Here is a 25,210-nt window from a genome sequence, read left to right on the forward strand (position 1 = left end):
AGGGGAAGCGGATCAGTGGCAGGGGAATCCGAGCAGGTGGCGGCCGTCGTGCAGCCACTCGTGGACGGTTTCGCCCTCGAAGACGGCGGTTGCGCCCTGCTCGGCGCCGACGAAGTAGAGCAGGACCAGCATCAGGATGCCGACGAACACCGCCCAGGGGGCGAGCGCGGAGAGCGAGATGGGGGCGATGGCGGGGGCGTTCGTCGTGGGCACGGCGGAGTTGGCCATTGCAGAACCTCCAGAGGGAACACGCGTCCCGGTCAGTGGTGCGCTCGACGACGGTGGCGGGTCTGACTTGCCTCCCCCTCCGGGAGGATTCACAGTGGCGCGACCGTGCCGGATTCTCACCGGTGCTTCCGCGTCCCGTCGTCATGGACTTGTCTCGTTCGCGACGGTACCGCGCTTACGCTCCCCGTATGAAGAGTCAGTTGGTGCGTGTCCACCTCGTGCGCCCCCCACTGGACACTGCCGCCCGCCAGGGCCGCTTCGGTCACGCGCGGCCGTGCCCCGGCTACGGGGGCCTGCGCGGTCCGGACACGGGAGAGTGGGCCGGACGCACCCTGGACGAGGTGGCGGCCGAGGCTCCGGAGGCCCTGCACGCCTGGCTGACGGACCCCGGCTACGCGCCGCCGGGCGGGGAGTCCGTGGACGCGCTGATCGCCCGCGTCGGGGCGGAGCTGGCCGGCCTGGCCCCGGGCACGCACCGGGTCGAGGTCGAGCAGGCCGTGGTACGGGCGGCCGTGGTGCACGCCCTGGAACTCCCGGCGGCGGCCTTCTGGCGCCTCGACGTACGGCCGGAGTCGGTGACCACCCTGACCGGGCGGGCCGGGCGCTGGAACCTCCTCGTGGGCCGTCCGCAGGACGACCTGCCCGGCGCGTAGCGGAGGACCCGCGGCCACGCGTACGGGCCCGGACCCCGCGACGCGGTCCGGGCCCGGTCCACGACCGGCGCGGGCCGGTCACGCGCTCCGCGCTACGCCACGATCCAGTCGGACGTCGCGATCACGGGCTGTACGCCGTCACGGTGGACGGTGCCCTCGATCAGGCCGTACATGCGGTCGGCCGCGAAGTAGACCTCGTTGTCGTTCTTGAGGCCGAAGGGCTCCAGGTCGACGAGGAAGTGGTGCTTGTTGGGGAGGTTGAGCCGTACCTCGTTGACCTTGGGGCAGTTGTCGAGCACGCGCTCGGCCATCTGGTTCAGGGTCTGCTGGAGCGAGTAGGAGTACGTCTCCGCGAAGGCCTCCAGCATGTTCTTGCGGACCTTCTTGTACGCCTGGTCCCAGTCGTAGCCGCGGTCGTCGGCGGCCAGCGCCGAGTGCGCCCACCGCGCGGTGACCTTGGTCGCCAGGATGCGGTCGTACGCCTCCTTGAGCGTCGTGTACTTGTCCTTGATGTACCCGTGGAACTCGGAGTTCGTCGAGTTCATCACCGTGAGGTCCTTCAGACCCGAGATGACCTGCAGGCCCGTCGTCTCGCTGTAGGTGATCTGAGCGGTCCGCACCTCCTGCCCCTTGAGGACGAAGGAGTGCTGCTCCTTGCGCGTGGGGACCGGGATGCGCTCCCAGGCGAATTCCTCGATGCGGATCTGGGCCTCGCGGATCGGCGCCTGCGAGGAGACGAAGTGCTTGGCGAGCAGGATGCCGAAGGCCTCCGGCGACTCGATGCCGTGCTCCTTGCCGAAGGCGTACACCGTGTTCTTGGTGGTGTCGGTCGGCAGGCAGTTGGCGTTGTCGCCGGTGAGGTGGACGTCGCGGAATTCACCGCGGAGCGCGACCGAGACGTTGAGGTCGCGGATCTCGTGCCAGGAGCCGTCGTTGCCCTTGCGGGTGACCTTCACGATGCGGTTCTCGGCCTTGCCGTACTGGTTCTGGGCCAGGACGTGCTTGCTCATGCTGTCTTCCTTCGGGTACTCGGGAACACGGAGTCCGTTCGTTGGATCCCGTACGCCCGGCGTCCAGCGGTCGTCCCGCTCCCCGCCGTTCGGCCACTGGGGGCCGCCCCGGGACTGACGTGCATCCCGGTCCGTAGGTGCTTGGCCTGTTTTGACGTTTGTGGCCTGCACGGATTGCAGCATGTGTACGGCGGGTTAACCACCGCACGGATCCTCCGAACACCAGCACCGGCAGATTGGGCGACCCCACAGATTCGCAGGTCAGACGGTGTGCGCGTCGGCCACCGTCAGGGCCTCGTCCAGGATCTGCAGGCCCTTCGCCACGTCCTGCGGCGCGATGTTGCAGGCCGGGGCGATGTGGATCCGGTTGCCCGCGATCAGCGGCCAGAGCCCGCCCTTCTTGCAGGCGGCCCCGAACTCCGCCATCGGCGCGTTGTCCGCCCCGGCGGCGTTGTAGGGGACCAGCGGCTCGCGGGTCTCCTTGCTGCGGACGAGTTCGAGCGCCCAGAAGGTGCCGAGGCCGCGGACCTCACCGACCGAGGGGTGGCGCTCGGCGAGCGCGCGCAGGCCGGGGCCGAGGAGTTCGGCGCCGGTGCGCGCGGACTGCTCGACGACGCCCTCCTCCTCCATCACGTTGATCGTGGCGACGGCGGCCGCGCAGGCCAGGACGTGCCCGGAGTACGTCAGCCCGCCCGGGTAGGGCCGGCGGGCGAAGGTGTCGGCGATGGCCGCCGAGACGGCCACACCGCCGAGCGGTACGTAGCCGCTGGTCACGCCCTTGGCGAAGCAGATCAGGTCGGGGGTGACGTCCCAGTGCTCGGAGGCGAACCACCTGCCGGTGCGCCCGAAGCCGACCATGATCTCGTCGAGGACGAAGACGATGCCGTAGCGGTCGCACAGCGCGCGCACCCCGGCCAGGTAGCCGTCGGGGTGCACCAGCACGCCGGGGGCCCCGCCGACGGTCTCCAGGATGATCGCGGCGATGGACTGCGGGCCCTCGAAGACGATGGTGTCCTCCAGGTGGCGCAGGGCCCGCTCGCACTCCTCGGCCTCCGTCGTCGCGTAGAAGGGCGAGCGGTAGGCGAAGGGCCCCCAGAAGTGCACGACGCCGGCGGTCGCGGAGTCGTTGCCGAAGCGGCGGGCGTCACCGGTCAGGTTGATCGCGGTGGAGGTGGCGCCGTGGTACGAGCGGTACGCGGACAGCACCTTGGGGCGCCCGGTGTGCAGCCGGGCCATGCGGACCGCGTTCTCCACCGCCTCGGCGCCGGCGTTGGTGAAGAAGATCTTGTCGAGGTCGCCCGGGGTGCGCTCGGCGATCAGCCGGGCCGCCTCGGAACGCACGTCGACGGCGAAGCCGGGCGCGACGGTGCACAGCTTGGCCGCCTGCTCCTGGATGGCCGCGGTGACCTTGGGGTGCTGGTAGCCGATGTTGGTGTAGACGAGGGCGCTGGAGAAGTCGAGGTAGCGGTTGCCCTGGTAGTCCCAGAAGTACGACCCCTCGGCGCCGGCCACGGCGAGCGGATCGATCAGCTCCTGCGCCGACCAGGAGTGGAAGACGTGCTTCCGGTCAGCGTCTTTCACGGTCGTGAGGGCGTCGGCTTCTGCGTTCATAAAACGAGAGTAGTCGTCCAGGATGTGGACACGGCTGGGGTCGCCCCGCGCCCCTCCCCCGCGGGGATCAGCCGTCCAGGGTGGCCCGGGCGAGCTCCCGTAGGGCCTCCGGCGCACCGGCGGCGGACCCGGCGCACCGCTCGTGCTCCGCGTACCGCGCACCGAGTGCGGCGCGCGCCGCGGCCTCCACCCGGGCCGCGTCCGCCCGCGAGTGGTCGGGGCCGCCGCGCACGGCCAGCGCGCCCGCCAGCAGCCGCGCCGCCTCCCGGGGCCGGTCCTGCCGCAGCGCCTGATCCGCGACGCCGACCAGCACCTGGGCGAGGGTGGGCGCGTGCCCGGCCGCCAGCGCCAGGTCGAGTGCCTCGGCCCGGTGTGCGCGGGCCGCCTCCGGCCCGCCGTCGGCCGCGTCCAGGTACCCGAGCGAGTCGAGGACCACCGCCCGGAACACCGGGTGGGCGGCAGGGCCAGCGGGTGGACCGGCCAGAGCGCCTCGCCGGTGAGGCCCAGCGGCTCGCGGCTGGTCGCCAGGACGCGCAGCCCGGGGCATTCGCCGAGCAGCCGGTCGGCGACCGCCGCGGCCGCGTCGATCAGGTGCTCGCAGTTGTCCAGCACCAGCAGGGCGGTACGGGTGCGCAGGGCGGCGGCGAGCCGGTCCAGCGGGTCGCCGGCGGCCGCGCCGTGCTCGCGCAGGGCCAGCGCGTTCAGGACGGCCGGTGCCACGTCGGCCTCCGCGCCCAGCGGGGCGAGTTCCACCAGCCAGACGCCGTCGGGGAACCGGTCGAGCAGCGGGCGGGCGCTCTGCACGGCCAGCCGGGTCTTGCCGGCGCCGCCCGGACCGGTGAGCGTGGTGAGCCGGAAGGCGCCTATGAGGGAGGCGACTTGGGAGAGGTCGTCGTCGCGTCCGACGAAACTGGCCAGTCCGGCCCGCAGGTTGGTGGGCGGGGCCGCAGCCGACGGGGCCTCCGCGTCGACCGCGCCCCCGGCCGGCTGCGCGGCGCCCGGGGGCGGGCCCGCGACCTCTCCGCGCAGTACGGCGGTGTGCAGGGCGGACAGTTCCGGCGAGGGGTCGGCGCCGAGTTCCTCGGCGAGGGCCTCGCGCGCGGCGGCGTACGCGGTGAGCGCCTCGGCGGGCCGTCCGGCGGCGACGAGCGAGCGCATCAGCGCGCCGACGAGCCTTTCGCGCAAAGGGTGTTCGGCGACGAGGGAGGTCAGCTCGGCGGTCAGCTCCCGGCCGCGCCCCACGCGCAGGTCCGCCTCGATCCGGTCCTCCAGGGCCGCCATCCGCAGCTCCGACAGCCGGGTCACCGGCGCCCGGAAGAAGTCCGAGCCGGCGACGTCGAGCAGGGCCGGGCCGCGCCACAGCTCCAGGGCCTCGCGCAGTACGCGGGCGGCGGCCGCGGGATCCCGGGCCAGTGCCCTGCGGCCCTCGGAGGCGAGCCGTTCGAAGCGGACGACGTCCACCGCGTCGGGTTCGACGGCGAGGCGGTATCCGGCCGGATGTGATGCGACGACGGCGCCGGGCAGGGCCCGCCGCAGCCGGGACACCAGTGCCTGCAGGGCGTTCGCGGCGCCCGCCGGCGGGTCCTGCGCCCAGATCCCGTCGATCAGCAGCTCGGAGGCGACCACGCGCCCCGGTTCGAGCGCCAGCAGGATCAGCAGTGCCCGCAGTCGCGTTCCCCCGACTCCGGCGCCGTTTCCGTTCTCGCCCCGTACGTCCAGGGGCCCCAGCATCGAGATCCGCATGCGGACATTGTGCGATGTGGCCTCGGGATATTGCCATTTCGTTATGGCAAGGCGCCGGAAAGGCCCGAAATGAGGCCAGTTGGTGATGATCTACTGGACGTCGCTTCGGCCTGGTGTGACCGATCAGGGTGAAGTGCGCCCGCTTTAGCGTCACTTTAGCGCGAGCCGCTTCGGGGGCGCAATCGGCGGTGCGCGCATTCGAGCAACAACTCGTTACGACCCGGGGGAGAACATGTCTTTCGTTTCCAGTAAATCCGTCATGCGCGTGACCGTGGCCGCGGCCGCGCTGGCGTCCTTCGCCCTGACGGCCCCGCAGGCCTCGGCCGTCGAGGCCGTGCCGGCGGCCGGCGGCGTCCGGATCTCCGCGGCGGCGGACGACGCCACGCGCGCCGTCGCGAAGGCCCAGCCGGCGGCGGCCGCCGCCACGGCGAACCTGTGCGGCGCCGGCTACGAGCTGACCTTCGCCGAGCAGCTTCCGGACTCCCGGCGCTTCGGCACGCTGTTCCTGTACCGCAAGGGCTCCTCGGCGTCCTGTGCCGTCTTCGACAACAACCTGGGCTCCGCCAAGTACATGAAGCTGAAGCTGTGCGAGACCAAGGCGCGTCCCGCGGGCACGCCGAGGGTCTGCAGCACGGACGAGGGCACCTTCAGCCAGTACGCGGGCCCGGTGCGCGTCAACGACGTGTGCGGCGAGGTCACGGCCATCCTGAAGCAGGACGGCATCGCGATCATCGACCGCGTGCGCCTGGTGCCGCCCTGCAAGTAGCGGGCCGGTCCGGGACGGCCTCCGCGCGGGTGCGCGGGGGCCGTCCGAGGTGTGAGGGCGGGGGGTGGCGGCTGCCCGGGGGCGGCTGTTACTTGTCGGAGTAGCTGAAGTCCCCGACCGTCCAGGCGCTGACGTTGTCGAGGGCGATCCGGTACATTCCGCCGGTCTCGGGGATGCCCACCGGGCCCTGGAGGATGCGCGCCACGTGGAAGTGCAGGTGTGAGGGCGGGCCGCCTGGCTGTCCGGCCGTGCCTTCGGGGGAGCCGAACACCTCGGCGAACGGGCCGAGCTGGTCGGAGTCCCGCAGGACCTCCGCCACCCGCTGGCGCCAGACGCGTTCGGGGGCGAGGCGGCCGGTGATGACGGCGCCGTTCACGACGACCGTCAGGGACATCTGATTGGTCTGTTCCGACTCGACCATGGCGGCGAGGTCGCGGAGCAGGTCGTCAGGGATCGACATGGGCAGGGACTCTAGCAAGAGGGCCCGGCCCCGGGGGGCGCTTCCGGCGCGGCGGCGGCCGATTCCCGACGGGCGGGCAAAAAGGCCCGCGGCCCGCACGCAGAGGTGCGGGCCGCGGGCCCGTTCGCTCTCGCGTCGACACCGGTAGCAGGGCCGGCGTCGGCGAGGGCGTCAGCGTCAGGCGGGAACGATGTTCTCGGCCTGCGGGCCCTTCTGGCCCTGCGTGACGTCGAAGGTGACCTTCTGGCCTTCCTGGAGCTCACGGAAGCCGGACGTGGCGATGTTCGAGTAGTGGGCGAAGACGTCCGCGCCGCCACCCTCCTGCTCGATGAAGCCGAAACCCTTTTCCGCGTTGAACCACTTCACGGTGCCGGATGCCATGCGAGTTCTCCTTTGGGGCAGTGCCCGGGCCGCACTGTGCGGACCCGGCGTCGACGAGATGATTGCCCCGACCGGAAATCTGTACCGGAAATGAAAAGTGCACCCACCGGAAAATCGGGTGAGAGCACTTGTAAGCTTTTTGGGGACCACAACCGCAACTGGCGTCACCGTAGCACAGGGAAAACGGGTGGGCCCGGTAAGTCTTTCCGTTCAGGTATTCCTGCGTCGCGGTACTGGATATCCGGTCCTTTGATCCTATGAACGCCCCTCCTGGTACCGGGGCGCCCAGCGGTCCCCTCAGGCGCCGATGCGCAGCAGCGCGAGCGTGATGTTGTCGGGACCCCCCGCGTCGATCGCAGCCTTCCACAGCTCGAACGCCGCCCTGCCGTCGTCGTGCACCCGCAGCAGTTCCTCGATCGCGTCGTCCGGCACCGGGTCGGTCAGCCCGTCGCTGCACACCAGGTAGCGGTCGCCCTCGGCCAGCGGGAAGGTCTCGATGTGCGGGGTGATCGCGCTGTGCCCGCGGCTGCCGCCGAGCACCTGCGTGACGGCGGAGGTGGTGCGGTACCCGGGCGCGGGGGGCGGGCTGTCGTCCACGCTCACCTGGCGCAGGCCGTCGCGCGCCGCGTGGAACACCTTGCTGTCGCCGACGTTGAAGGCCAGCAGCGACTCGGCCAGTACCAGGGCGCCCGCGACCGTGGTCCCCATGGCGGTCAGGTCCGGCCGGCCGTCGGCGGCCGAGTACACCGCGTCGTTGCAGAGGTCCAGGGCGCCGGCGACGGCCTCCGCGCAGTCCAGGGAGGGGCCGAGCGAGGACAGCTGGCGCACCACGAGCTCGCTGGCCACTTCCCCGGCCGGCTGTCCGCCGAGCCCGTCGGCGACCGCGACGACGAGCGGTCTGCCGAAGGGGAACACCAGCGTCTGGGGGTTCTGGGTCACGGTCCCGCACAGGGTCCACGGCCCGATGACGAGGCTGTCCTCGTTGTGCTCGCGGACCAGCCCGACATGGCTCAGGGCGGTCACAGCTATGTACGTCACCTCGACGTCCCGCCTCTCCGCAACGGCTCCGGCAGACGCGTACCTCGCCACCATTGTCGCGCCGCTCCGGCATGCGCGGCGCGGTCTGCCGGAGCACGCTGGTCGTGGAGCTGCCTGTCCCCCGACGGCGGCCGGGCCAGGAAGGACTGCCGTTGATGTTCGCGAGGCTGAGCACCTACCAGGGATCACCCGTCCCCGCTGAGGGAGACCTGGGCGCGCATTCGGAGGAGATCGTCCGGCAGGTGCAGGACGTGCCCGGCTTCCGGGGCGTCTTCTACCTGGTCGACCGGGCCACCGGGGAGGCGAAGTCGCTGACCCTGTGGGAGGACGAGCGGAGCATGCGGGAGAGCGAGGAACTCGCGAACCGGATCCGCGAGGAGACCGCCAGGCGGGAGGGCCAGCAGGTCGTCACGGTCGAGCACTTCGAGGTGGGCTTCAGCCACCTGGGGCCTTAGGGGCAGCACCCGGCGCCCGCGTCTCGGCGCGGCGTGAGAGCGAGGTACGACGGACGAGGAGCGATGGTCATGGGCAAGCTCGCGATCGACCAGCTGCGGGAACGGGTACGCGGGGCGGTCGTCGCCCCCGACGACGCCGCCTACGAGGAGGCGCGCGCGGTCAACAACGCCATGATCGACCGGAGGCCGGCCGTCGTCGTGCGCTGCGCCAACGCCGGTGACGTCATGGCCGCGGTCGACTTCGCGCGGGAGAACGCCCTGGACCTCGCGGTCCGGGGCGGCGGCCACAGCGTGCCCGGCTTCGGCACCTGCGACGACGGCGTCGTCGCCGACCTGTCGGGGATGCGCGGCGTACGCGTCGACGCCGCGCGCCGCACGGCGCGCGCGGAGGGCGGCGCCACCTGGGGCGACTTCAACGCGGCGACCTACGCCTACGGGCTGGCCACCACCGGCGGGATCATCTCCACCACCGGCATCGGCGGGCTCACCCTCGGCGGCGGCATCGGCTATCTGTGCCGCGGCCAGGGTCTGAGCTGCGACAACCTGATCTCGGCCGATGTGGTGACGGCGGACGGCCGGCTCCTCGTGGCGAGCGAGGAGGAGAACCCCGACCTCTTCTGGGCGCTGCGCGGCGGCGGCGGGAACTTCGGCGCGGTGACCTCCTTCGAGTACCGGCTCAGCCCGGTCAAGGACATCTACGGCGGCCCGATGCTCTTCGAGCTGGACGACGCGGCCACCGTGCTGCGGTCCTTCGCCGACTACATCGCCGACGCCCCGGAGCAGCTCGGCGGCTTCCCGGCCTTCCAGCTGGCGCCTCCGCTCCCGTTCATCCCGGCGGACCGGCACGGCGATCCGTTCGCCCTGATCGTGGCGTGCTGGGCCGGGCCGCTCGACGAGGGCGAGAAGGCCCTCCAGGCCTTCCACGACTTCGCCCCGGTGGTCGCGGAGCACGTCGGCCCCATGCCGTACCCGGCGCTCAACAGCGCCTTCGACGCGCTCGTGCCGCCCGGTCTCCAGCACTACTGGAAGGCCAACTTCGTGACCGAGCTGAGCGAGTCCGCGATCGAGGCGCACCTGGTGCACGGCCCGAAGCTGCCCGCCGTCAACTCGACGGTCCACATCTACCCGATCAACGGCGCCTGCCACCGCGTCGGACCGCAGGAGACGGCCTTCGCCTACCGCGACGCCTCCTTCGCCACCGTCATCGCCGGCATGTGGCCGGACCCGGCGGATAGCGAAGCGAACATCGCCTGGGTCCGCGACTACTACGAGGCCACCGCACCGCACTCGGAGGAGGGCGGCTACATCAACTTCATGGCCGAGGACGACCAGAGCCGGATCAGGGCCAACTACAAGGGGAACTACGACCGTCTGGCCGAGGTCAAGCGGACGTACGACCCGCACAACCTCTTCCACCTGAACCAGAACATCCAGCCTGCCGCCTGAGGCGGTGCGGATGCGGACCGTGTCCGGCTGTGCATAGTTTGTCGTAGTACCGGAAGGTCCCGTACGCCTGGTTTGCCCTGATCGAGGAAGGCCCCTCCATGAAGCGTTTCCCGGTGGTCGGTGTGCTCTGCCTGAGCGCGGTGTTCGGCCTCAGCGCGTGCTCCGACGACAGTTCCTCCCCCGCGGAGGAGGCCTCCGAGGCCTCGGCCGACCTGTGCACCGACCTGAACGCGCTCAAGGCCGACAACGCCAAGCTGAAGGCCCTGAACCCCGCCGTCGCGACCAAGGACCAGATCAAGGAAGCCTACGACGCCGTGCAGGAGGACTGGGCGAACGTCAAGGAGAACGCGAGCAAGCTGAAGGACGCGGAGCGCGAGGCGGTCCAGTCCGCCGCCGAGAACCTGAAGAAGGGCTACGAGGACCTGCCGGGCGACACGACCGGCAAGGACGCGCTCACCCAGCTGCAGCCCCAGATCCAGTCGCTGGACCAGGCCACGACGGCCGCCTCCTCCGGTCTCAAGTGCTGACCGGGTGACCGGTCCCCCCCGAAGAGCAGAAGTCCCCGTCCGGTTCTCCGGACGGGGACTTCTGCTCTTCAGGGGCCGTCGTCCTCGTCCGTGAACGGCAGGTCCCCGGCTCTCCTCTTGCGCATGGCGATCTTCATCGCGCCGAAGAGCGCCTTGGCGATGACGCCCACCACGATCAGGTCGGCGACCATCTGCGCGGTGGTCAGCACGCGCCCGGTTTCGGTGACGGGGACGATGTCGCCGAATCCCACGGTCGCGAACACCGTGACCGTGAAGTAGAGGGCGTCCGTGCGGTTCAGCGGCTCGGAGAAGGTGCCCGGCACGCTCTCCGAGAGCATGAAGTACGTGGCGGAGAAGACGATCAGGAACAGCGGTACGGCGGTCGTCATCGCTTCGAGGGCGGACAGCCGCGGATACTCCGAACGGGCGATGGCGGCGACCTGCCAGGCCGTCAGCAGACCGAACGCCAGCAGCCCCAGCACGAGCGTCAGGACCGTCAGGAGGCCGAAGCCGCCTTCCAGCGGCGCCATGAAGTACAGCGCCGTGAGCAGGACGACCGAGGCCGTCCCGCGCAGGCAGTGGCCCAGCAGGACGCGCCGGCGGCGCCGGGCAGCGTTGCGTTCCATGCCTTCAGGAGAACGGCCCGGACCGCATCCGGCGACCGGAGCGCCGGGCGCACGGCGGGCCGCCGTCAGCGCGTGAGGTCGTACAGGCTCCTGCCCACCAGCCACAGGCCGAGGACGAGGCAGGCGAGGACGATCGCCGGGTCCTTGTGGTCGGAGAGCCAGGCCCGCAGGCCCGTCAGCGCCCGCGCCGCCCGCTCGGGGGCGAACACCATGTACAGCTCCATCGCCAGGAGGGTGGAGGAGGCCAGGACGCAGAAGCCGAACAGGGCCAGGTACGTGGCGTTGTCGGAGAGGTTCGCCTCGATGACGGTGGCGGCGGCCGCACCGACCATGCCCCACGGCTGGAGGAGCACCGCGAGCCCGGCGGCGGACCACGCGGACGCCTGGTCCATGCGGGAGAGCGCGCGCGGCTCTCCCGCCGGGCCGGACCCGTCGACAGCGGGCGCCGCGCCCGCTCCGGGGCGCCGCCGGCGCCGGTATTCGGCGTAGGCGACCAGCCCGATGCCGATGGCCAGGCGGAGCGCGAGACCGGCGGTGGACGGCGGGGAGCGCGGCGGCGGGGGCTGGCCCCCGGTGAGGAGCAGGACGACGGCGATCACGGCGACGAGGCAGCCGAGCCAGGCCAGGATGAAGGCGAGCCCCTTCCACAGACCACCGGGCGCGGACACCACCAGCACGAAGGCCATGATGGGCAGCGGATAGAGGGTGATGATCAGCCCGATGACGATCAGGTCAAGCACCATCGGCTTTTCCCCGTCGGTGGATAGACCCTTCCTCGGGTACCGGGAAGGGAATGCTCATGCGTCCATGGTTGGCACGCCCCACGTACGGGTGCAAAAGATGCGGCATTCGCTCCGCATGCGGAGTAACGGACCCGCCTGTATCAATGAAGTACCACGTGCATGATCGGAGTCGGGCATGGACGACTATCCACTTCTCAACCTCTTCTGGACGATGCTGTGGTTCTTCCTGTGGGTCATGTGGTTCTTCCTGCTCTTCAAAGTCATCACGGACATCTTCCGTGACCACAGCCTGCACGGCTGGGGGAAGGCGGGATGGCTGATCCTCGTGCTGCTGGTGCCGTTCATCGGCGTGTTCATCTACGTCATCGCGCGCGGCCGCAGCATGCACGAACGGGACGCCAAGCAGATCAAGGAGAACGAGGCGGCCTTCCGCTCGTACGTCCAGCAGGCTGCCGGCAGCGGCGGTGGCGGCGGTTCCGCGGACGAGCTGAGCAAACTCTCCGCGCTCAAGGACAAGGGCGACATCAGCCAGGAGGAATTCGACCGGGCCAAGGCCAGGATCCTGGCCTGAGCCCAACGAGCCCCGCTAGCCACATGAGTCCCGTCGGCTCCGCCCCGCCCGGGGCGGAGCCGGCCGGGCTCATTCGCGGTCCGGGCGCGGGGCCGGACGGTCGGCCGGGCCGCCGGCGCCGCCCGCGCCGTCGGCGACGCGGCCGCCTGCCGCGAGCAGGGCCAGTACGGCGAGCACCGCGAGCAGGATCAGCACCAGCAGCAGCACCGTCAGCACGGTCGGGTGGTTCCACAGCGCGAACACGAGCGCGATGACGAGCAGCGCGCCCACGGTGAGCGCGTGCCGGTGGGCCTCCACCCACCGGCCCGCGCCGCCGGTGTGCACCCCGTGTCCGGCGCCCCAGCGGGCGGCGGAGTCGGCCGTACGGTCGGCCCGGCCGCGCACGCCGCGCGGCAGCCGGCCGGCACCGGACAGGTAGGCGCCGAGCGCCACGACGATGCCGAGGACCATCGCGGTCCGCAGACTGACCCGCAGGAACCGCACCAGCGTGTCGAAGACGGCCGCCGCCGCGGCCGGGGACTGGACCTCGGCGGGCAGGTGGTCGAGGTAGTAACGGCGGCCCACGACCAGGGCGATGGCGACCAGCAGGCAGGCGAACGCCGCGCACAGGGCGGTCGTCACCAGGGCCCGGCGCCGGCGCGCGGCCAGCAGCACGCCCGCCGCGCCGAGGACGACCGTCAGGACGGGCAGCCAGTTGCCGAGGACGTCGAGCAGCCGCACCGCGCCCCTGATCTGCCCCAGCTTGTCGTTCTGGAAGAGCACCATCTGCTTGTCGACCTCGGGGATCTTCTCCGCCGGGGAGACCCCGGCGGCCACGAGCTCTTCCTTGACCTTGTCGACCGCCTCGCCGACGTCGAGGGTGACGGTGCCTCCGTCGACGCCGACCGCACCGCGGCCCTTGCCGGTGAGCGCGTGCACCACGGCGTTGTGGGCGGCGCGGTTGGCCACGGTCCACACCTTCTCGAACCGGTCGCTCTCCACGAACCGGGTCGCCACCTTGGAGACGACCTGGTCGGCGGCCGAGTCCAGCTGCGGGCCCAGTGCCTTGACCGCGTTGCCCACGCGCGGCGGCAGCCCCTGGGACTCCAGCCACTTCGCCAGGTCGGCCGTGACCTGGGAGCCGTCCACGCGTACGTCGGCCGCCTTCGTGATGCGGCCCACGGCGGCCTCCTCGATCGCGGGGTTCGAGGCGAGCGGCTTGACCGTCGAGACGTACCGGTCGGTGTCCAGCACGATGTCGTGCACCCAGACGGTGAGCAGGGAGAGCGGTACCAAGATGCAGGTCAGTGTGATCAGTACCGCCGACACGGCGCTCTTCGCGATCCGCCCGCCACGGGATCCGCCGCCCCGGGCGGTTGTCGGGCGGTCGGTCGGCGCCGCGCCGGGCGGGTCGCCGGGTGACGGGGACGGCTCGCTCATGGCACTCCCGGGGACGGCTGGGCACGGCAGGGCGCGGCGGACAGCCGCGCCCTGCCATTGGACACAGGCCGTCACCGGTCGCGCCTGTTCAGCTGGGCCCTACAGGTGACGTCGCCTCAGCCGCCTGAGCCGTTCCGGCCGCCCCGGGTTCGGACCTCAGGCCGAGGCGACCGCGCGCAGCGGGCTCAGCGCCGCCGCCCGGCGGGCGGGTACGACCGCCGCGGCCGCGCCGATCACCAGGGACAGCAGGCACACCGCGAGCAGCGTCCCCCACGGCGGCACGAAGGAGTACTGCGCCATCGCGCCGTTCGCCAGCGAGCCGACCGCCCAGGCGCTGAACACCCCGCCCACCAGCCCCAGCAGAGTGCCGAAGGCGGCGACGATCACGGCCTCCAGCCGGATCATCCGCCGTACGCCGGCGCGGTCCATGCCGATGGCGCGCAGCACGCCGATCTCCCGGGTCCGCTCCGAGACCGACATGGCCAGGGTGTTGACGATACCGAGCGCGCTGATCACGACGCCGATCGCGAGCAGCCCGTACATCAGGGTCAGCAGCTCGCCAACGCTGCCCGCGGCCTCGTGGACGAGGGCCGCCCGGTCCTGGACCTTCAGCAGCGGGTTGGCGCCCACCGCGGTGCGCAGCCGCTCGGCCACGGCGTCGGAGGCGGCGCCGTCGTCCGTGCGGACGAGGATCCGCTGGACGGAGTCGGGCAGGAAGCCGCTGCGCCGTACCTCGCCGAGGTCGCCGAGCGCGTCGCCGGCGGCGGGGTTGTCCCGGTAGACGCCGACGACCGTGTAGGGGCGTGGCTCGTGGCCGCGTCCGATGCGTGCCTCGATCCGGTCGCCCGCGGCCAGGCCCTGCTCCCGGGCGAGCGTGGCGGACACGGCGATCCGGCCCGGCCCGAGGTCGTCGGCGGAGCCGCCGGTGAAGTCGAGCCTCATGACGGCGTCCACGGCCGCCGGGTCCACTCCGGCGATCTGCCGGACTCCGCCGCCGATGAACACCGGCACGTCGGCGACCGCCGCCGCGGTGCGCACTCCGGCCGTGGCGGCGACCCGCTCGACGGCGGCCGGGTCGATGCCGGTGGTGGGGGTGCGGGTGCCGATCACGTAGTCGGCGCCGAGTCCCCCAGCGGCCTGGCGGTCCAGGGCCTGTGCGGTGGAGTTCCCGACGACGGCCAGCCCGGCCACCAGCGCCGTACTGATCATCAGGGCGGAGGCGGTGGCGGCGGTGCGCCGCGGGTCGCGCAGCGCGTTCTCCCGGGCGAGGTGGCCGACGGGCCCGAAGCGGCCGGTCGGCCGGCCCGCCAGCCGGATCACGGGTGCGGCGAGCAGCGGCGCCAGCACGATCAGGGCGACGAGGAGGATGCCGGAGGCGAGCATCGCGTCCTGGAGGTTCTGCTCCGAGGCGTCCTCCACCCCGCTCAGGGACACCAGCAGTCCCACGCCGAGGACGAGCAGGACCAGGCCCGCGGCGGCGCGGATCCGCGAGCGCGTGGCGGAGGGCGGCTGCTGCGCCGAGCGCATCGCCTCGACCGGCGCGACCCTCGCCGCCCTGCGGGACGGCAGCCACGCGGCGAGCACCGTGACGCCCACGCCAACGCCGAGCGCGGCCACGACGGGCCGCGGGCCGATCACCAGCGGCCCGTCGGGCAGGGCGTCCTGCGCCGTGCCGAGCAGGCCGGGCAGCACGGCGGCGACGCCGAGCCCGAGCAGGAAGCCCGCGGCGGAGGCGACGAGGCCGAGCAGGGCGGCCTCGGCGAGCACGGAGCCGGCCACCTGGCGGCGCGAGGCGCCGATCGCCCGCAGCAGCGCGATCTCGCGGGTGCGCCGCGTCACGAGCATCGTGAAGGTGTTGACGATGAGGAAGGAGCCGATGAACAGCGAGACCCCGGCGAAGACCAGCGGCAGCTTGGCGTGACCACGCGTCAGGGTGTCGACGTAGAGCGCTTGTTGGGCCGCCTGGGCGGCGCCGGTGGTGGCCTCGGCCCGCCCGGCGGGGAGCACGGAGGCCACCCGGCCGGCGAGTTCGGCCTGGCCGGTGCCGGGCGCGGCGGTCAGGTCGATCCCGGTGTACCGGCCCGGAGAGGCGAACAGCTGCTGGGCGGTGGCCCTGTCGAACAGGGCGAGGGTGCCGCCCGCGGTCACCCGGGTGTCCTTCGTGGCGACGGTGCCCACGAGCCGCTTGGTCATGACCGGGCCGTCGGTGGCCAGCGTGACCGTGTCCCCGAGGCGGTATCGGCCGGCTGCGGCGGTGCCCGCGTCCACGGCGATCTCGTCGCCGCTCCGCGGGGCCCGGCCCTCGACCAGCGGATACCGCCCGTCCTCGCCGTTCCCGTCCGGTACGTGGGCGGCGCCGAGGTTCGCCCTGGCCCGGCCGGCCCGGAGCGGGGTGCCGTCGGCGGCGGACAGGGTGGCCGAGCCGTCGGCGGTGGGCCGCACGGCGGCGACACCGGGCACGGCGGCCAGCTTGCGCACGAGCGCGTCGTCCAGGACGTTCGTGCGCTCTTCGCCGGGGGGCGCGTCCGGGGGGTCCTTCGGGGTCACGGTGACCGCGACACCGGCGAAGCCCTTCGACGCGGCGGCGCGGTGGGCGGCGGCGGAGGAGTCGGCGAAGACGAGGGTGCCGGAGACGAACGCGACACCGAGACAGACCGCCAGGACGGTCATGGCCAGACGGGCCTTGTGCGCGAGGAGGTTGCGCAGGGCTGTTCGCAGCATGGGGAAGGCTTTCGGGGAGGAAGAGGAGAAGGACGGGGTGTCAGCTCTCGAAGCCGAGCATCCGGTCGAGTACGGCCGCGGCGGACGGCTCGTGCAGTTCGTCGACGACGTGGCCGTCGGCCAGGAACAGGACCCGGTCCGCGTACGAGGCGGCCGCCGGGTCGTGGGTGACCATCACCACCGTCTGTCCCAACTCCCGTACGCAGTCGCGCAGGAAGCCGAGGATCTCGGCGCCCGAGCGCGAGTCGAGGTTCCCCGTCGGCTCGTCGGCGAAGACGATCTCGGGCCGGGAGACCAGCGCCCGCGCCACCGCCACCCGCTGCTGCTGCCCGCCGGACAGCTCGGCCGGGCGGTGGCCCAGCCGGTCCGTCAGGCCGACCGTGGCGACGACGGCCTCCAGCCAGGCGGCGTCCGGCCGGCGTCCGGCGAGCCGCAGCGGCAGCGTGATGTTCTCCAGCGCGGTCAGGGTGGGCATCAGGTTGAAGCCCTGGAACACGAAGCCGACCCTGTCCCGGCGCAGCGCGGTCAGCTGCTTCTCGGACAGCGAGGACAGCTCGGTGCCGCCGATGCGCGCGGAGCCGGAGGTCACCGTGTCCAGTCCGGCCAGGCAGTGCATGAGCGTGGACTTGCCGGAGCCCGAGGGGCCCATGACGGCGGTGAACCGGCCCCGGGCGAAGTCGACCGTGACCGCGTCCAGCGCGGTCACCCGGGTCTCCCCCTTGCCGTACACCTTGGTCAGACCGGTGGCGCGGGCGGCCGGCCGGGGGTGGGGAGAGGGCTGCGACATGTGGGGACTCCGCCTCGGGTGCGAGATGCGTCGGTCCTCACCCGAAGGGGTGGCCGGACCGGGGGACGCGTTCCATGCTCACTGCCCTGACCTGCGCAGACATCGTGCTGGAGGCTGGAGTCGGGCTCTGTCCGAGGGAGGGCGCCGGGCCCGCCGCCTCTGTCTTGGGGCACAGCCGCGGCCGCGCCGCCTCTGCCTTCGGGCACAGGCCGGCGGCCGTCCGGCGTCAGGAGGCCAGGCCGGTCCGGTGGGCGAGGAGGGCCGCCTGCACCCGGCTCGCCGAGCCGGTCTTCTCCAGGATCGCGCCCACGTGCGTCTTCACCGTGCCGATCCCGATGCCGAGCCGTCCGGCGATGTCCTGGTTCGACAGCCCCTCTCCCAGCATCGCGAGGACCTCGCGCTCCCGTACGGTGAGCCGCGCGATGCGCTCGTCCGTGGGCGCGGGGCCGCAGTCGTCCCGGTCGCCGCCGCGCAGCATCCGGGCGATCACCGACCCGGTCACGCCGGGGGAGAGCACGGCGTCGCCGGCGGCCGCCGCCCGTACCGCGCCGATCAGTTCCTGCGGACCCTCGTCCTTCAGGAGGAAGCCCGTGGCGCCCTCCCGCAGCGCCCGGATGACGTTGTCCTCGTCGCCGAAGGTCGTCAGCATCACCACGCGCGGCGCCGGATCGAGGGCGAGCAGTGGCGCGATCGCGGCCAGGCCGTCGCAGACCGGCATCCGGATGTCCACCAGTGCCACGTCGGGCCGGTGGGCGGCCGCCAGCTCGACGGCCTGCCGTCCGTCGGTGGCCTCGGCGACGACGTCGATGTCGCCGGCGTGGCGCAGGATCAGGCGGACTCCGTGCCGGATCATCGTCTCGTCGTCGGCGAGCAGGACACGGATGGGCCGGGCGGGTGCGGTCACGGGGTCTCCCAGGGCGTGGCGTCCCGGACCGACGGGACGTCGAACCGGTCGATGGCGATCAGCCGCTGGGCGGCGTCGAAGCAGTAGCGGGCGATGAGCAGGCCGCCGGGGTGCCTCTCGGTGGCGCCGTTGAACGGGTAGACGCAGCCGGTGGTACCGGCCGGGCGCGGCGGCTCGTGGCCGGTGGCCGCGGCCCGCACCGCGGCGTTGTCCAGCACGCCGTACCCCGCCACCTCCGCGTACGTCATGCCGATGCGCGGCAGCGGGGGCGGCCCGGAGCGGCCGGACGGCTGGGCGGCGTACACGAAGGCGATCCCGATGACCATGAGCGCGGACAGCGCCGCCAGCCCGAAGCCGAGCGTCAGCACCTCGGCGGTCCGCCGCCCGTCCGGGCCCGGGCCGGCGGGCTCCGGGGCGGTCGGGTCCGTTCCGATCGCCCCCTGGCCGGCCGCCGTGAGCGTCCCCGGCCCGTCGTCGGCGCGCCGGGCGGCAGGGCCGCCGCCGGGCCCGGCCGGCTCGGCGGGCACGGCCGCGGCCACCCGGAACCCGCCCGACGGCAGGGCGGCGGCCTCGAACGTCCCGCCGAGCAGCTCCACGCGCTCGCGCAGTCCGGTCAGGCCGCGCCCGGTGCCCGGTTCCTCCACGGGCGCCGGCGGCCCGGGCCGCGCCCCGTTGCGTACGGTGACCCGTACCCGGGCTCCGTCGGCCGCGGCGGTGGCCGCCTCGTCGGTGGCCGCCACGGCGGTGTCGTGTTCGACCGTCACGGTGACGTGCGCGTCGGCCGCGTACCGGTGCACGTTGGTGAGCGCCTCCCGTACGACGCGGTGCACCGCCCGGCGGACCGGGGCGGGACGCGCGTCGAGGTCCGGTCCCGTCCAGTCGAGCCGTACCGCGATCCCCCCGTCGCGGGACTGTGCGACCAGCGCCTCGATGTCTGCGCGGGTGCCGGTCGCGTGGGTGAGGGCGTCGGGCCCGGTGTCACGGGCGAGCGGCCCGAGTACGCCGAGGACCTGGCGCAGCTCGCGCATGGCGTCGCGGGTGGTGCGCCGCACCAGGACGGCCTCCTCGCGCAGCTGCGGAGCCGCCCCCTCCAGGGCCAGTTCCAGCCCGCCGGCGTGCAGTGACACCAGGCTGAGCCGGTGGCCCACCAGGTCGTGCATCTCGGCGGCGATGCGGGACCGCTCGTGGATGCGGGCCTCGCTGTCGGCCAGCCGGCGGGCCCGCTCGGCCGCGTCACCGCGCTCGCGCAGTGCCCGCAGCAGGCGGCCCTGCTGGCCCTGCGCCGTGCCGACCAGGCCGGGGACGATCACGGCGGCCGGCGCGAGGACCAGACCGACGGCAAGTCCGTACGCCGCCGACCCGGGCCCGAGCCGCGGGCCGGTCACCGTCGCGCAGACCACGAGGAGGGCCCCGGCGGCGGCGAGCAGCCGGGCGCGCGGACGCGGCCGGGCCATCCGGCGGGCCACGGAGTAGGCGGCCGCCGCCGTGACCGGCCCGACGGCCGGCACCGGGCCGGTCAGCGCTGCGAGCACCAGGAGCACGGGCCCGGGCCACCGCCGGCGCAGCGCGAAGAGCCCGGCGGCCGCGGCGAGGACGACGAGCTGGAAGGGCGGGTGCGGCAGGTACCCGAGGTGGCCGACGGCCGCGTACACGCCCAGGCCGGCGAGGCCGACGCCGAGCGTCTGCGCGACCGGGCGGAGGCGGGCGGGACGACGCGAAGAGCTGATGGGCACCACGCTGACCAGTATCGACGCCCCACTGCGCGCCGGCATGGGCCCTGCGGCCGATCTCCTCCTCTGCCCAAAGGCAGAGGGGGAAGGGGGCGCTGGATCAGAAGGGAACGGAATCGGCCGGCCCGACGATCCCGAACAGCGCGCCTTCGGGATCGCGCAGGGTGACCTCGTGCGGGCCCGGACCGGAGTCCGCCACGGAGACGGTGCTGCCGCCCAGATCGGTCGCGGCCTTCACCGCGGTTTCCAGGTCGGGGACCCGGAAGTGGACCTGCCAGCGCGGCCGCAGGGCCGGGTCGGGGGCCTGCGCGAGCGTCCCGCCGTGCAGGCGGGCCACCGTACGGCCCGCGTGGCGCAGCAGGATGCGGTTGTCCTCCTCCACGTACGCGACCTCGCAGCAGCCCGCCTGGGAACAGGCCCATTCCAGGACCTCGCCGTAGAAGATGGCGGCGTCGAAGGCGTTCCTGGTGCGCAGTTCGAGCCAGGCCGGCGCGGCCTCGCCGCCCATACCCCAGTCGGGGATGGCGTCGCCCTGCCAGATCCCGAAGACCGCCCCGTCGAGGTCGGAGGCGAGCGCCGCCCGTCCGGTACCGAAGGCGAGGGGGCCGACGGCGACGGTCCCGCTGCGCTCCAGGATGCGTGCGGCCGTGACGTCGGCGTCGTCCACGGCGAAGTACGGGGTCCAGGCGACCGGGACCGTGACGCCGGTGGGCACGGAGCCGAGGCCGGCCACCGGGATCCCGTCGCTGAAGCCGACGGCGAACCCCTCGCCGAGGCGGTCGTTCCCGAACCGCCAGCCGAGGACCGCGCTGTAGAAGGCCTGCGCCGCGCCGACGTCGCGCGCCATGAGGCTGACCCAGCAGGGTGCGCCGAATGTTTCGTGACTCGATGTCGACACGCCTGTCATCCCCATCCGCCGGTGCGGCCCCGGATGCCCCTCCCACGGTACTCGTGGGAGCTCCCGGGAAACGTCGGCCACATCCTCGTGGCGCCGCCGCCCGCGCCCACGCCGACACGGCGACCGGCACCCCGCCCGGCGGAACGTATCGGCGGCGGCGTGCGCGGTCGCGCCGCGCGCTCGCCGCGCTCTTGCCCCGCGGGGTCAGGCCGCTGCCTGCGCGCGGGCGCGGCTCCGGGTCTCCTGGCGTGCGAGACGGCGGCGCCGGGTCGGCATGCCCAGGGTCGGGTTGGCCACGCCCCAGGCGGCTCCCTTGCAGATCAGCTCCTTGTAGAAGGCGGCCACGCGACCGGTCAGGGCCTTGTCGACCGCGCGGTCGTCGGCGGTGACGAACTGGATCAGGCCTTCCTTGCGGCCGAGGGAGATGCACTGCTGGACGTAGCGGATGGGGACCTGGGGGACCTTGGTGCCGGTGAGCCGCGCGGCGATGGCGTCGGCGGCCTGCCAGGCCATGGGGACGCCGGAGGCGCAGGACATGCGCAGCGGCTTGTCGGCGGGGCCGACCGCCATCGCCGCGTCGCCCACGGCGTACACGTCCGGGTGGGAGACCGAGCGCATCGTGGCGTCGACGACGATGCGGCCGCGGTCGGTGACGTCGAGGGCGGTGGCCAGGGCGACGGGGTGGACGGCGAATCCGGTGGTCCAGACGGTGACGTCGGCGGGGAGGGTCCGCCCGTCGGCGGTCGTGACGCGGTCGGCCGCCACGGCGTCGACCGCCGCGTGTTCGTGGACCGTGATGCCGAGTCCGTCCACCGTCCTGCGCAGGTGGGCGCGGCCCTTCTCCGAGAGCCAGTCGCCGAGGCCTCCGTGGGCGGCCAGGGAGACGTCGAGGTCCGGGCGGGCCTCGGCGATCTCGGTCGCGGCCTCCAGCCCGGTCAGGCCGCCGCCGACCACGACCACGGGCCGGCCGCCGGCCAGGGCGGCGAGGCGGTCGCGCAGGCGGAGGGCGCCGGGGCGGCTGGAGATCTCGTGGGCGTGCTCGGCCGCGCCGGGGACGCCACCGTCGTTCCAGCCGCTGCCGAGGGCGTAGACCAGGGTGTCGTACTCCAGTTCCTGCGGCTCGGTGACGTCCGCGGCGGTGACCGACACCGTCTTGCGGTCCACGTCCACGGCGGTGACCTTCGCGAGCTTCAGGTCCACCCCCGTGCCCGCGAACATCCCGGCGAACGGCCGGGGCCTGAGGTCCTGGCCGGCCGCGAGCTGGTGCAGCCGGACGCGCTCGACGAAGTCGGGCTCGGGGTTGACGAGGGTGATGGTGACGTCCTCGCGGTGCAGTCGCTTGGCGAGACGGCCGGCTGCGACGGCACCGGTGTAGCCGGCTCCGAGGACGACGATGCGGTGCTGCATGTCCGTGCTCCTGTCTGGGCGGGTCCGCCGTTGTCCGGCGTGGTGTCGCCCCTTGAACCGGGCAGCCCCGCATTTCCTGACAGGATCGGGATGTGACCTGCGTCACGCCGTGTCAGAGGGTGTGGAGCGGCCCCTCCCCGTGGTCCGACGCGGCCCACCGCCGCGTCGCGCGGACGAGCTTGTCGGGGTTGACCTGGCTGCGGACCGCCACGATGCCGTCGGCGGTGACGTCCAGGCAGGTGATCCCGACGAGCCGGCCGTCGACGACCGCGACGACGGCGGGCCCGCCGTTGGCGGTCGTCGCGTAGATCTCGGGCGTGCCGCCGACGATGGCCCGCTTGGCCTTGCCGGGCTTGAACAGGCCGCGCAGGAACGTGGCGACCGCGAGCGCGCCCTCGAACGCCTTCGCGCGGGCCGGGACCTTGCCGCCGCCGTCGCCGACCGAGACGGCGTCCTGGGTGAGCAGCCGGACGAGGGGTTCGGTACGGCCGCTGGTCGCCGCGGCCAGGAACTCCTCGACGATGCGCCGGGCGGCGGCCGCGTCGATCTCGGTGCGCACCCTGCCGTCCGCGACGTGCTTCTTGGCCCGGTGGTGGATCTGCTGGCTGGCGGCCTCGGTGACGTCCAGGATCTCGGCGATCTCCCGGTGCGGGTAGTCGAAGGCCTCCCGCAGCACGTACACCGCCCGCTCGTTGGGCGACAGGCGCTCCAGCAGGACGAGGACGGCGTACGAGACCGACTCGCGCTGCGCGGCGGTGTCGGCCGGGCCGAGCATGGGGTCGCCGTCGAGCAACGGCTCGGGGAGCCAGCGCCCCACGTACGTCTCGCGCCGCGCGCGGGCCGAAGTCAGCTGGTTGAGGCAGTAGTTGGTGAGGACCTTCGTCAACCAGGCCTCGGGCACCTCGATCCGCCGGACGTCCGCCGCCTGCCAGCGCAGGAACGTCTCCTGCACGGCGTCCTCGGCCTCGCTCGACGAGCCGAGCAGCCGGTAGGCAATGGCCTCCAACCGGGGCCTCGCGGCCTCGAAGCGGTCCACGTCACTCATGAGCAGCGCCATGCCGCGATCCTATGGGGTGTCCCGCCGATCATGCCGGGCCGGCCCGGGGCCGGTCCCGGAGCCATCCCCGTCCACCTGAAGGTGGGTTCATGCCGGAGCCGGCACCGTGGTCGCCGCAAACGCCCCGTCCGGAGGCGCCGTGCTCGCGGAACTCACCGCGTACTCGGATCCGACGCCCAGGGCTCCTGACCGCGCCGTCACCCGCTGTCCGGGTGTGGACATGGGCGAAGGCCCAGGTCGGTGACCTGGGCCTTTTCCTACGCGTCGACCGCGGCGGGGTCGAGGGAGTCGGCGTCCTCCATGAAGGACAGCATCCGGGCGTTGACCACGTCGGGGTGGTCGATCTGCGGGCCGTGTCCGGTCGCGGTGATGATCTCGGCGCGGGCTCCCGGGACGAGGCGCGGTACGCGTTCCAGCTGCCGTTTGGGGTGCACGAGCAGGCTGTGCTTGCCCATGATCACGTAGAGCGGGGTCCGGATCGACCGCAGCGCGTCCTCGGCCAGCGGCAGGGGCGCGGGGCGGCGGATCCGGTACGCGCGGGCGCCGAGCTGGATCCACTTGCGCATCTCGGGGATGGCGAGGACCGGCTGGTCCAGCCACTTGGCGAGCCGGGGGCGCAGGGCCTTCGGGGCGAAGGTGGCGAACAGGCTGATGAAGATCCAGACGAAGAAGCGCAGGCCGACCTTCTCCAGGCCGCCGGGGTCGAGGGCGGTGACCGAGACGAGCCGTCCGGGCCGCCGGTGGGCCTGGTTGAGGACGAGCCAGCCGCCGTAGGAGGAGCCGACGAGGTGCACCCGGTCGAGGCCGAGCGCGTCGAGGGCCTCGTCCATCCACTGGGCCGCCCGCTCGGGCTGCCACATGGGCTCGCGGTGGACGCTGCGGTTCGCGTCGCCGGGGGTGTCGAGGGCGTAGACGGGACGGTCGAGGCTGAGCCCGGGGGTGTTGGGGAACCACATGGCCGAGGAGTAGGCCGCGCCGTGGATCAGGACGATCGGGGTCCGGGACTCGGCGGCGGGGTCCGAGGGCCCGTAGCGGTAGACGTGGGTGGTGCCGAAGCTCGTCTCGACGTCCGTCTCGGAGCGGACGGGCGCCCCCATCGCGTGGAGCACGTCCTCGGCGGCGAAGTAGCGGTCGCGCAGGGTGTCGTTGACGTAGCGGCCGACATCGCGGCGTACGCGGGCGGTGTTCTCGGGCACGGCGGCACCTCCTGGGAAGATCCGTTCTTCGTGGTACGACCGTATCACTAATATGGTACATCGGTATCATCAAAGGGTCGGGGGGCGGATCACGTACCCACCATCGACGGGCGGAGACACGGGAACATGCCGAAGCGTGTGGATCACGAGGAGCGGCGCGCGCAGATCGCCGAGGCGCTCATCCGGGTCGCGGGGCGCCGCGGACTGCACGCCGTCGGCATGCGCGAGGTGGCCGCCGAGGCCGGTGTGTCGCTCCGGCTCGTGCAGTACTACTTCGAGACCAAGGAGAAGCTGCTCTTCTACGGCCTCCGGCACCTGACCGACCGCTTCACCGCGAGGGTCGGCGCCCGCCTGGCCGCCGCCGGCCCGGAGCCGGGCCCGCGCGCCACGGTGGAGGCGCTGCTGCTGGCCTCACTGCCGACCGACGAGGAGAGCCGGACCTTCCACCTGCTGTACAGCTCCTACGCGATCCTGTCGGTGACCGACGGGGCGCTGGCCGCCCAGCCCTTCATCGACAACCCCGACGCCGCGGAGAACGCCCTGGCCGGACTCCTCGAACAGGCACAGGCGGCCGGCCTGGCCGACCCGGAAGCCGACGCGCGCACGGAGGCGATCAGCCTGCTCGCGATGGCGGCGACCCTGGGCACCAGCATCCTCGTCGGCCAGCGGAGCCCGGAGTCGGCGATCGCGGTGCTCCGCCACCACCTGGACCGGATCTTCACGACGGCCACGCGCGCCCCGGCTCGCGTCGGCCGATGACGGGAGTACGGCCGAACACGCGAAGCTGACCCCTCCCGGGTGGCGTGGCGGGGACTGCACTGCACCCGGGACGA

Annotated in this window: 24 protein-coding genes and 1 pseudogene; 7 read left to right on the top strand and 18 right to left on the bottom strand. The window is 73.0% G+C overall.

All coding sequences use genetic code 11. From position 1 onward, the window contains the following. Positions 1–12: 12 nt before the first annotated feature. The gene (locus IG86_RS0101620; protein WP_030817328.1) at positions 13–228 is read right to left on the bottom strand and encodes a CbtB domain-containing protein; all 216 of its coding nucleotides are present in this window, start codon (positions 226–228) and stop codon (positions 13–15) included. A 188-nt stretch (positions 229–416) separates the two neighbouring features. Between IG86_RS0101620 and IG86_RS0101630 the strand changes: the two genes are divergently transcribed. Continuing rightward, a complete protein-coding gene (locus tag IG86_RS0101630) occupies positions 417–881 on the top strand; it encodes a histidine phosphatase family protein (protein ID WP_037847098.1) in 465 nt (154 codons plus the stop codon). A 92-nt stretch (positions 882–973) separates the two neighbouring features. Here IG86_RS0101630 and pucL read toward each other — a convergent pair whose 3' ends face one another. The 3 genes and pseudogenes from pucL to IG86_RS45270 form a co-directional block, all read right to left on the bottom strand. Continuing rightward, positions 974–1,891 carry a factor-independent urate hydroxylase gene (gene pucL / locus IG86_RS0101635; RefSeq protein ID WP_030817333.1) on the bottom strand — a complete coding sequence of 306 codons (918 nt, stop codon included), beginning with the start codon at positions 1,889–1,891 and terminating at the stop codon, positions 974–976. A gap of 261 nt (positions 1,892–2,152) precedes the next feature. Continuing rightward, a complete protein-coding gene (locus IG86_RS43455; RefSeq protein ID WP_030817335.1) occupies positions 2,153–3,502 on the bottom strand; it encodes an aspartate aminotransferase family protein in 1,350 nt (449 codons plus the stop codon). A 591-nt stretch (positions 3,503–4,093) separates the two neighbouring features. Further along, positions 4,094–5,245: pseudogene (locus IG86_RS45270) on the bottom strand (AfsR/SARP family transcriptional regulator); the annotation flags it as partial. Between the two features lie 259 nt (positions 5,246–5,504). Between IG86_RS45270 and IG86_RS0101645 the strand changes: the two are divergent. Then, positions 5,505–6,011 (top strand): hypothetical protein, encoded by a 507-nt coding sequence (locus IG86_RS0101645; RefSeq protein ID WP_045936292.1) that lies wholly within the window; start codon positions 5,505–5,507, stop codon positions 6,009–6,011. Between the two features lie 88 nt (positions 6,012–6,099). Here IG86_RS0101645 and IG86_RS0101650 read toward each other — a convergent pair whose 3' ends face one another. From IG86_RS0101650 to IG86_RS0101660, 3 genes are all read right to left on the bottom strand, one after another. Then, positions 6,100–6,471: a hypothetical protein gene (locus IG86_RS0101650; RefSeq protein WP_030817340.1), complete on the bottom strand. Its 372-nt coding sequence runs from the start codon at positions 6,469–6,471 to the stop codon at positions 6,100–6,102. Positions 6,472–6,648: 177 nt separating this feature from the next. Further along, positions 6,649–6,852, bottom strand: coding sequence for a cold-shock protein (locus IG86_RS0101655; protein WP_030030412.1), 204 nt, complete (start codon positions 6,850–6,852; stop codon positions 6,649–6,651). Between the two features lie 297 nt (positions 6,853–7,149). Then, positions 7,150–7,890: a PP2C family protein-serine/threonine phosphatase gene (locus IG86_RS0101660; RefSeq protein ID WP_030817345.1), complete on the bottom strand. Its 741-nt coding sequence runs from the start codon at positions 7,888–7,890 to the stop codon at positions 7,150–7,152. A gap of 155 nt (positions 7,891–8,045) precedes the next feature. Between IG86_RS0101660 and IG86_RS0101665 the strand changes: the two genes are divergently transcribed. From IG86_RS0101665 to IG86_RS0101675, 3 genes are all read left to right on the top strand, one after another. Continuing rightward, a complete protein-coding gene (locus IG86_RS0101665) occupies positions 8,046–8,345 on the top strand; it encodes a hypothetical protein (RefSeq protein WP_030817348.1) in 300 nt (99 codons plus the stop codon). A 69-nt stretch (positions 8,346–8,414) separates the two neighbouring features. Next, positions 8,415–9,791, top strand: coding sequence for an FAD-binding oxidoreductase (locus tag IG86_RS0101670; protein ID WP_030894125.1), 1,377 nt, complete (start codon positions 8,415–8,417; stop codon positions 9,789–9,791). Positions 9,792–9,889: 98 nt separating this feature from the next. After that, complete coding sequence (locus tag IG86_RS0101675) at positions 9,890–10,318, top strand: hypothetical protein (RefSeq protein ID WP_030817354.1); 429 nt, start codon at positions 9,890–9,892, stop codon at positions 10,316–10,318. A 68-nt stretch (positions 10,319–10,386) separates the two neighbouring features. Here the strand turns inward: IG86_RS0101675 and IG86_RS0101680 are convergent, their stop codons facing one another. Then, positions 10,387–10,944, bottom strand: a complete 558-nt coding sequence (locus tag IG86_RS0101680; protein ID WP_045936293.1) for a potassium channel family protein — start codon at positions 10,942–10,944, stop codon at positions 10,387–10,389. Between the two features lie 65 nt (positions 10,945–11,009). Beyond that, positions 11,010–11,687 (bottom strand): GAP family protein, encoded by a 678-nt coding sequence (locus tag IG86_RS0101685; protein WP_030894130.1) that lies wholly within the window; start codon positions 11,685–11,687, stop codon positions 11,010–11,012. Positions 11,688–11,862: 175 nt separating this feature from the next. Here IG86_RS0101685 and IG86_RS0101690 point away from each other — a divergent pair, with 175 nt between their 5' ends. Then, complete coding sequence (locus IG86_RS0101690) at positions 11,863–12,258, top strand: SHOCT domain-containing protein (protein ID WP_030817362.1); 396 nt, start codon at positions 11,863–11,865, stop codon at positions 12,256–12,258. 69 nt (positions 12,259–12,327) lie between these two features. Here IG86_RS0101690 and IG86_RS0101695 read toward each other — a convergent pair whose 3' ends face one another. The 9 genes from IG86_RS0101695 to IG86_RS0101735 form a co-directional block, all read right to left on the bottom strand. Next, positions 12,328–13,677 (bottom strand): hypothetical protein, encoded by a 1,350-nt coding sequence (locus IG86_RS0101695; protein WP_030894133.1) that lies wholly within the window; start codon positions 13,675–13,677, stop codon positions 12,328–12,330. A gap of 156 nt (positions 13,678–13,833) precedes the next feature. Beyond that, positions 13,834–16,398: an ABC transporter permease gene (locus tag IG86_RS0101700; protein ID WP_030894135.1), complete on the bottom strand. Its 2,565-nt coding sequence runs from the start codon at positions 16,396–16,398 to the stop codon at positions 13,834–13,836. A 40-nt stretch (positions 16,399–16,438) separates the two neighbouring features. Then, positions 16,439–17,185: an ABC transporter ATP-binding protein gene (locus tag IG86_RS0101705; RefSeq protein ID WP_030817368.1), complete on the bottom strand. Its 747-nt coding sequence runs from the start codon at positions 17,183–17,185 to the stop codon at positions 16,439–16,441. A gap of 226 nt (positions 17,186–17,411) precedes the next feature. Then, positions 17,412–18,089, bottom strand: a complete 678-nt coding sequence (locus IG86_RS0101710) for a response regulator (protein ID WP_030894138.1) — start codon at positions 18,087–18,089, stop codon at positions 17,412–17,414. Further along, the gene (locus tag IG86_RS0101715; protein ID WP_398225630.1) at positions 18,086–19,543 is read right to left on the bottom strand and encodes a sensor histidine kinase; all 1,458 of its coding nucleotides are present in this window, start codon (positions 19,541–19,543) and stop codon (positions 18,086–18,088) included. Before IG86_RS0101715 ends, IG86_RS0101710 begins: the two co-directional genes overlap by 4 nt. 376 nt (positions 19,544–19,919) lie before the next feature. After that, complete coding sequence (locus IG86_RS0101720) at positions 19,920–20,666, bottom strand: VOC family protein (RefSeq protein WP_037847099.1); 747 nt, start codon at positions 20,664–20,666, stop codon at positions 19,920–19,922. A gap of 255 nt (positions 20,667–20,921) precedes the next feature. Continuing rightward, on the bottom strand, positions 20,922–22,124 hold the full coding sequence (locus IG86_RS0101725; protein WP_030894142.1) for an NAD(P)/FAD-dependent oxidoreductase: 1,203 nt from the start codon (positions 22,122–22,124) through the stop codon (positions 20,922–20,924). Between the two features lie 112 nt (positions 22,125–22,236). After that, a complete protein-coding gene (gene sigJ / locus IG86_RS0101730; RefSeq protein WP_030894144.1) occupies positions 22,237–23,181 on the bottom strand; it encodes an RNA polymerase sigma factor SigJ in 945 nt (314 codons plus the stop codon). Positions 23,182–23,438: 257 nt separating this feature from the next. Beyond that, positions 23,439–24,377: an alpha/beta fold hydrolase gene (locus IG86_RS0101735; RefSeq protein ID WP_030817379.1), complete on the bottom strand. Its 939-nt coding sequence runs from the start codon at positions 24,375–24,377 to the stop codon at positions 23,439–23,441. Positions 24,378–24,503: 126 nt separating this feature from the next. Here IG86_RS0101735 and IG86_RS0101740 point away from each other — a divergent pair, with 126 nt between their 5' ends. Continuing rightward, positions 24,504–25,136, top strand: coding sequence for a TetR/AcrR family transcriptional regulator (locus tag IG86_RS0101740; RefSeq protein WP_030894146.1), 633 nt, complete (start codon positions 24,504–24,506; stop codon positions 25,134–25,136). The last annotated feature ends 74 nt before the right edge of the window (positions 25,137–25,210 follow it).

The organism is Streptomyces virginiae, assembly GCF_000720455.1.
GTDB lineage: Bacteria > Actinomycetota > Actinomycetes > Streptomycetales > Streptomycetaceae > Streptomyces > Streptomyces virginiae.